Annotated in this window: 5 protein-coding genes and 1 pseudogene; 2 read left to right on the top strand and 4 right to left on the bottom strand. The window is 73.5% G+C overall.

All coding sequences use genetic code 11. The features are described 5' to 3' along the window. Positions 1-147 precede the first annotated feature (147 nt). The 4 genes from ACFV9H_RS35725 to ACFV9H_RS35710 form a co-directional block, all read right to left on the bottom strand. Positions 148-699 carry a GNAT family N-acetyltransferase gene (locus ACFV9H_RS35725; protein ID WP_385406816.1) on the bottom strand — a complete coding sequence of 184 codons (552 nt, stop codon included), beginning with the start codon at positions 697-699 and terminating at the stop codon, positions 148-150. A 30-nt stretch (positions 700-729) separates the two neighbouring features. After that, the gene (locus ACFV9H_RS35720) at positions 730-1878 is read right to left on the bottom strand and encodes a uroporphyrinogen-III synthase (RefSeq protein WP_385406814.1); all 1149 of its coding nucleotides are present in this window, start codon (positions 1876-1878) and stop codon (positions 730-732) included. Between the two features lie 94 nt (positions 1879-1972). Further along, positions 1973-3343: a nitrate/nitrite transporter gene (locus ACFV9H_RS35715; RefSeq protein WP_385406811.1), complete on the bottom strand. Its 1371-nt coding sequence runs from the start codon at positions 3341-3343 to the stop codon at positions 1973-1975. Positions 3344-3440: 97 nt separating this feature from the next. Continuing rightward, positions 3441-4406, bottom strand: coding sequence for a LysR family transcriptional regulator (locus ACFV9H_RS35710; RefSeq protein WP_385406810.1), 966 nt, complete (start codon positions 4404-4406; stop codon positions 3441-3443). Between the two features lie 84 nt (positions 4407-4490). Here ACFV9H_RS35710 and ACFV9H_RS35705 point away from each other — a divergent pair, with 84 nt between their 5' ends. Next, positions 4491-5774 carry an MFS transporter gene (locus ACFV9H_RS35705; RefSeq protein WP_385406808.1) on the top strand — a complete coding sequence of 428 codons (1284 nt, stop codon included), beginning with the start codon at positions 4491-4493 and terminating at the stop codon, positions 5772-5774. Positions 5775-5867: 93 nt separating this feature from the next. Next, positions 5868-6705: pseudogene (locus ACFV9H_RS35700) on the top strand (hypothetical protein); the annotation flags it as partial.

Genomic DNA, 6705 nt, shown 5'->3' with positions numbered 1-6705 from the left:
GGCTGGTTGTTTCAGCCCCGCCGGCGTTTGAGGCGCGGGTCTGGGCGGAGCCCAGGGTGCCGCGCAGTGGCACTTCCAGCCCCGCAGGGCGCGGGGGCTCGGGGGCAGCGCCCCGACAGCGGCGCCGCACATGGGCGCGAAGGCCGGCTAGGCCACCGGCGGGTCGTCGTGCAGCAGCCGCTGGAACAGGCGGTGGTCGCGCCATGCACCGTCGATGTGCAGATAGCGCGGCGCCATGCCGCACTCCTCGAAGCCGACCTTCCGCAGGACCCGCTGCGAGGCCACGTTGTCGAGCAGGGTCTGGGCCTCCACCCGGTGCAGCCCGACCTCCTCGCGGGCGACCCGACAGACCTCCTCCAGGGCGGCCGTGGCCAACCCCTTCCCGTGCCAGGCCGCATCGACCCAGTAGCCCACGCCGCCGCTGCACAGCGGACCGAGGGCAATGGAGCCCAGGTTGATCACACCGATCACCGCACCGACGCCGCCCGTCTCGACGAACACCCACGGGACCAGCCGCCCCCCGTCCCGGTCGGCGAGCATGCCTTCGATGCGCTCCAGCTGCCCCCGCTCGGTGTAGAAGGCCTCCGACCGCACCGGCTCGTACGGCTTCATGTACGCCCGGTTGCGTTCGACCGCCTCGGCCAGCCCGGCGGCGTCGCCGAGCTCGAGGCCCCTCATCTCCACTCCGTCAATGATCATTCCGGCACGCTAACCCACAACCCGAACGGGCTAACCGAGGGGTATGTCCCCGTACTTGACCTCCCCGCCCGCGTCCAGCGACAGCCGGTAGCCGCGCTTGACCACCGTCTGGATCAGCTTCGGCACCCCCAGCGCCACCCGCAGCCGGGCCATCGCCGTCTCCACGGCGTGTTCGTCGCGGCCCGCCCCCGGCAGCGCCCGCAGCAGGTCCGCCCGCGACACCACCCACCCCGGCCGCCGCGCCAGCACGCGCAGCAGCGCCATCCCGGCGGGTGGTACGGGCCGCAGCTCCGCGTCGACGAGTACCGCTTGCCCCCGGATCTCCACCCGGTGCCCGGCCACCGGCAGGACCTTCGCCCGGCCCGGCAGCTCCTGGCAGAGCAGCTGCACCAGCGGGCCCAGCCGGAACCGTTCCGGCTGCACGGTGTCCACCCCGTGCGCCTGCAACGGCAGCGCGGTCACCGGCCCCACGCACGCGGACACCACCCCGGCCCGCAGCGCCTCCAGCAGGGATTCCCGTACGCCCCGCTCCTCGGCGCGGGACAGCAGCGAGGCCGCGGCCGGGGCCGAGGTGAAGCTGAGCGCGTCGACGCCGCCGCCGATCACCGCGTCCAGCAGCCGGTCCAGCGGCGCCAGGTCCTCGGGGGCCATCCACCGGTACACGGGGACCACCACCACCTCGGCCCCGCCGGCCCGCAGGGCCTCGACGAAGCCGGGCAGCGGCTCCCCGTGCAGCTGGAGGGCGATCCGCCGCCCGGCGACGCCGGCCGCCAGCAGCCGTTCCAGTACCTCGGCGAGGGATTCCGAGTCGGGGGACCAGGTCTCCACGAGCCCGGCGGCCCGGATCGCGCCCTTCACCTTCGGCCCGCGCGCCAGCAGTTCGGTGGCCCGCAGCCGCTCCAGCAGCTCCTCGCCGATCCCCCACCCGTCGGCGGCCTCGATCCAGCCGCGGAAGCCGATGGCGGTGGTGGCGACCACGACGTCCGGCGCGCAGCCGATGAGTTCCTTGGTGGCGGCCAGCAGTTCGCTGTCGTCGGCCAGCGGCACGATCCGCAGCGCCGGCGCGTGCACGACGGCGGCACCGCGGCGGCGCAGCAGGGCGATGAGTTCGTCCGCCCGCCGTGCCGCGGTGACGCCGACGGTGAAGCCCGCGAGCGGGCCGGTCTTGGTGTCGTCCATCGTGACCTGCCTTGTGACGCATGGGGGGCGGTACGGGTGGACCGAGCCTGCCAAGGTGGCGTGTCAGGCTCGGTTCACCCGTATTTCGCCCCGGTTACACCGACGTGAGCTGCGGTTTCGCCTCGACCCCGGCCGTGGGGAGCACCGCGGTCGCCGGCCGGCGAAGGTATACCGCCCATGTCACCGCGCAGCACACGGCGTAGAAGCCGAGGAAGGTGACGAAGGCCGCCGTGCCCGATCCGGAGCTGAGGAACGCCTCCCGGAAGACCAGGTTGATGCCGAGCCCGCCCAGTGCGCCGACCGCGCCGATCAGCCCCATGGAGGCCCCGGAGAGCCGTCGTCCGTAGGCGGCCGCGGCCTCGCCGCTCATGCCGCGCGCCAGCGCCTTGGCCTGGAAGATGCCGGGGATCATCTTGTACGTCGATCCGTTGCCGAGCCCGCTGAGTACGAACAGCGCCACGAACCCGACGAGGAACACCCCCAGCGAGTGCCGCTGCGAGGCGAACACCACCACGCCGGTCGCCGCCGCCATCGCCACGAAGGTCCCCAGGGTGATCCGCGCCCCGCCGAACCGGTCCGCGAGCGCGCCGCCCACCGGCCGGATCAGCGAGCCGAGCAGCGGTCCGATGAAGGTCAGCGAGGCGGCCTGGAGGGGGGTGCGCCCGAACTGGGTCTGGAGCACGAGCCCGAAGGCGAAGCTGTATCCGATGAACGACCCGAAGGTCCCGATGTAGAGGAAGGACATGATCCAGGTGTGGGCGTCCTTGATCGCCTCGCGGACCGCGCCCGTGTCGTTGCGCACGGGGGCCAGGTTGTCCATCCGCAGGGCCGCCAGCGCCGCCGCGATCACGATCAGCGGGATGTAGGCGGCGAGCAGGAGCCTCGGGTGCGTGGCCCCGGCGGTGGCGATGACCAGCAGTCCGGCCAGCTGCACCACCGGTACGCCGATGTTCCCGCCGCCGGCGTTCAGCCCCAGCGCCCAGCCCTTCTTGCGCAGCGGGAAGAAGGCGTTGATGTTGGTCATGGAGGAGGCGAAGTTTCCGCCGCCCACCCCGGTGAGGGCCGCGACGAGCAGGAAGGTCCCGTACGAGGTCCCCGGCTCCATGACCACCAGCGCGGCCACCGTCGGCGCGAGCAGCAGCAGCGCGCTGAAGACGGTCCAGTTCCGGCCGCCGAAGCGGGCGACGGCGAAGGTGTACGGCACCCGTACGAGCGCCCCGACGAAGGTGGCGGTGGCGATCAGGAAGAACTTGCCGGCCGGGTCGATCCCGTACTTGGGGCTCATGAAGAGGACCATCACGGACCAGAGCGACCAGATGGAGAACCCGATGTGCTCGGAGAACACGGAGTAGACGAGGTTGCGGCGGGCGATCCGCTCCCCGCTCTCCTTCCAGAAGGTCTCGTCCTCGGGATCCCACCGCTCGATCCAGCGGCCCCCCTTGCGCGGTGCGGTCGTACCGGTCATCACACGCCTCCACAGCTGTCGCGTCCGTGGTGACGACCGTAGGAAGGGCGCGTTTCGGCCCCGGTCCCCGCCGGATGACCGCCGGGAAACCTTGCTCTCACCCGCCGCCGGGGCGGGGTGTGAGCCCCTTCGGCAGCCGGCTGCCGGGAGGAGGATCCAGCCACCCCCGGTCGGCCGCCAGGCCGGCGGCCGCGGCGCGCAGGGCGTCGAGCCCGGGATGGCCGAAGCCCTTGCGCCACACCATGGACAGCGGAGACAGCGGTACCGGATCGATCAGGGGCCGTTTCACACTGGCGGGCATGTCGAGGAAGTCGACGGTCACCAGCACCGGGTTGCCGGTCTTGGCCATCACCCGGCGGAACTCCTCCTTGCCCATCGCCACGGGCGCGGGCGGCGCCACCTCGATGCCCCGCCCGGCGAACAGTTCGCGCGCCAGCCCCGTCCACTCGACGGTCCGCGGGTTCCCGGCGCCGGCGTACACGCTCTCCCCGGCCAGCGCGTCCAGCGGTACGGATTCCAGCGCGGCCAGGGCGTGCCCCTCGGGCAGCAGCACGGCGAGCGGCTCGTACCGTACGGGCACCGACGCGAGCCCCGCCCGCAGCGCCGGGTCCAGCCCGTCGGCGTAGCCGAAGGAGACGTCGAGCCGTCCGGCGGCGATCTCGGCGGCGGCGTGGGTGAGCCCGCTCTCGAAGCGGGCCATCAGCTCGCAGTCCGGGGCGAGTTCGCGGGCCCGTTCCAGCACGGTCCTGGGGGTGCAGGGCCCGTCGGTGTTGAGGTCGACTAGGAGGGCGCGGGGGGCGGTGAAGGCGGCGGCCAGCTCCTCGTGCGCGGCCAGTACCCGCCGGGCGAGCGGCAGCAGTCGCTCCCCGTCGGGGGTCAGTTCGACGGCGCGGGTGGTGCGTACGAACAGCCCTGCGCCCAGGGTCTGTTCGAGCCGGCGCACGTCCCGGCTGAGCGCCTGCTGGGCGACGTAGAGGCGGGCGGCGGCGCGGGTGAAGTGCAGTTCCTCGGCGACGGCGACGAACCCGCGCAGCAGGCGGGGTTCCACATCACGGGGTATCACCCCCGGAGACTAACAACACGAAGGCGTGAATGGTCTGCGAACAGGTGTTGGACCGCGCCGCGGGCCCTGCCCGAGGCTTTCCCCATGCCCGCCACGACCACCACCGCCGCCGTTGCCGCGTCCCCCCGCATGACCGTCACCGGCACCACCCTCGTCATCGCCACCCCGCCGCGCGGCCCGGTCCGGACCCGGCCGCGCGGGCCGTACGGGCGGCTGTTCGCCATCCCGGGCACCCGCGCCTTCACCGCCGGGAACCTCATCGCCCGGCTCCCCATGGGCATGTTCGGGATCAGCGCGGTCATGATGATCGCCGGCCAGCGCGGTTCGTACGCCCTCGCCGGCGCGGTCACCGCGACGGGCCTGGCCGCCACCGCGCTGGTCGCGCCCTGGACCGCCCGGCTCGTCGACCGCCACGGGCAGGCCCGGATCGCCCTCCCGGCGACCCTGATCGCGGTCCTCGGCTCGCTCTCCCTGGTCGTGTGCGTCCGTACCGGGGCCCCCGCGTGGACCCTCTTCGCCTCCTACGCCGCGACCGCCACCACCCCCAACATCGGCGGCCTGTCCCGCGCCCGCTGGACGCACCTGCTGCGCGACTCCCCCGCCGCACACCACACGGCGATGGCCTTCGAACAGGCCGCCGACGAGCTCTCCTTCATGCTCGGCCCGGTCCTGGCGGCCCTGCTCTGCACCGCAGTCTTCCCCGAGGCGGGCACCCTCACCGGGGCGGCCCTGCTCCTCACCGGCATGCTGGTCTTCGTGTGTCAGCGTTCCACGGAGCCTCCGGTGACGACGGCGCCCCGGCGCGGCTCCCCGCTGCGCGCCCTGGCCCCGATGCTGCTCCTCTTCCTGGCCCTCGGCATGGTCTTCGGCTCGATGGAGGTCACGTCCGTCGCCCACCTCGAACAACGCGGGCTGGGCGCGGCCTCCGGCCTGGTGCTGGCCCTCCAGGCGGCGGGCTCCTGCGCGGCCGGCCTGCTCTACGGCACCCTGCGCCCCCGCTCGCTGCGGGCCTGCGTGGTCGTTCTGGCCGCGCTGATGACCCTGCCGTGGGTGGCGGTGAACACGGGCTCCCTGGCCGCCTTTTGCGCCGCCCTGCTCCTCGCCGGGATGGCCACGGCCCCGACGATGGTCACCGCGATGTCCCGGGTCCACGCCCTCACCCCCGAGGGCCGGCTCAACGAGGGCATGACCCTCGCGGTCACCGCCATCCTCGCGGGGATCGCGGCGGGTTCGGCCTGCGCGGGCCTGGCGGTCGACCATGCCGGCCCGGCGGTGGCCTACTTGCTGCCCGCGGCGGCCGCGCTGCTGGCGCTCGTACTCGTACTCGCACTGACCGCAACCGGGCGGATTCATCCGGCGGCCGAGTGACCGTGCCCGCGTGGTACTCACGACCTCCGCCCATGATCCGCAATAACTGGGGGTGCATTTCCCAGCGCCCTTCCCTTTGCGGAGGAACACCCCTTGCTGTCTGCTTCCCGCTCCGTGTCATCGGCACTGATCGTCGCGGCCGTCACCGCGACCGCTCTGGTGCCGGCCGTTCCGGCCCTGGCCGACTCGTCGAACATCCGGTTCTCCCAGCCGTACCTCCCGTCGATCGCCCCCGGCAAGACGGGCCGCGTCGTCATCGCGGCCCTCGGCGGGTCGCAACCGGCCCTCAGCAACACCTTCCGGATCACCGCTCCGGAACGGACGACCTTCCCGGAGGCCCGCTTCTACTGGGACGGCAAGCGCGCGGCCACCTCGTGCACGCGGTCGGCCGACGCCCGCCAACTGACCTGCAACGCGGGGACCCGCGCCGGCTTCCGCTTCCCGGCGAAGACCCAGACCCAACTCGGCGTGGCCGTGAAGGTCGACGCGAGCGCCCCGGAGGGCACGACGCTGGTCGGCGGCGAGTGGGTGACCGGCACCGAGGCTCCCGCCCTGTTCGCCGTCGCCACCTCGGTGGCCGGCCCGAAGGGCGACAAGGGAGACAAGGGCGACGACGGACACCACGGCCACGACGGCCACGACGGCCACGACGGCAAGCCCGGCCACCACGGCAAGCCCGGAAGGCCCGGACCCAAGGGAGACAAGGGCGACAAGGGCGACCAGGGCCCCGAAGGACCGCAGGGACCCCAGGGCCCCGGCGGACCTCAGGGACCGCAGGGCGACCAGGGTCCCGGAGGCCCCGAGGGACCGCAGGGCCCGCAGGGCAACCCCGGGCCCGCCGGCCCCGAAGGACCCGAAGGACCGAAGGGCGACACCGGCCCACTGGGAGGCCCGCCGGGACCGGAGGGCCCCGAAGGACCGCAGGGACCCC

This window comes from Streptomyces sp. NPDC059874 (genome assembly GCF_042731135.1).
Lineage (GTDB): Bacteria > Actinomycetota > Actinomycetes > Streptomycetales > Streptomycetaceae > Streptomyces.
The sequence above is the reverse complement of the archived record's forward strand: the minus strand, read 5'-3'. Positions and strand labels throughout refer to the sequence as shown.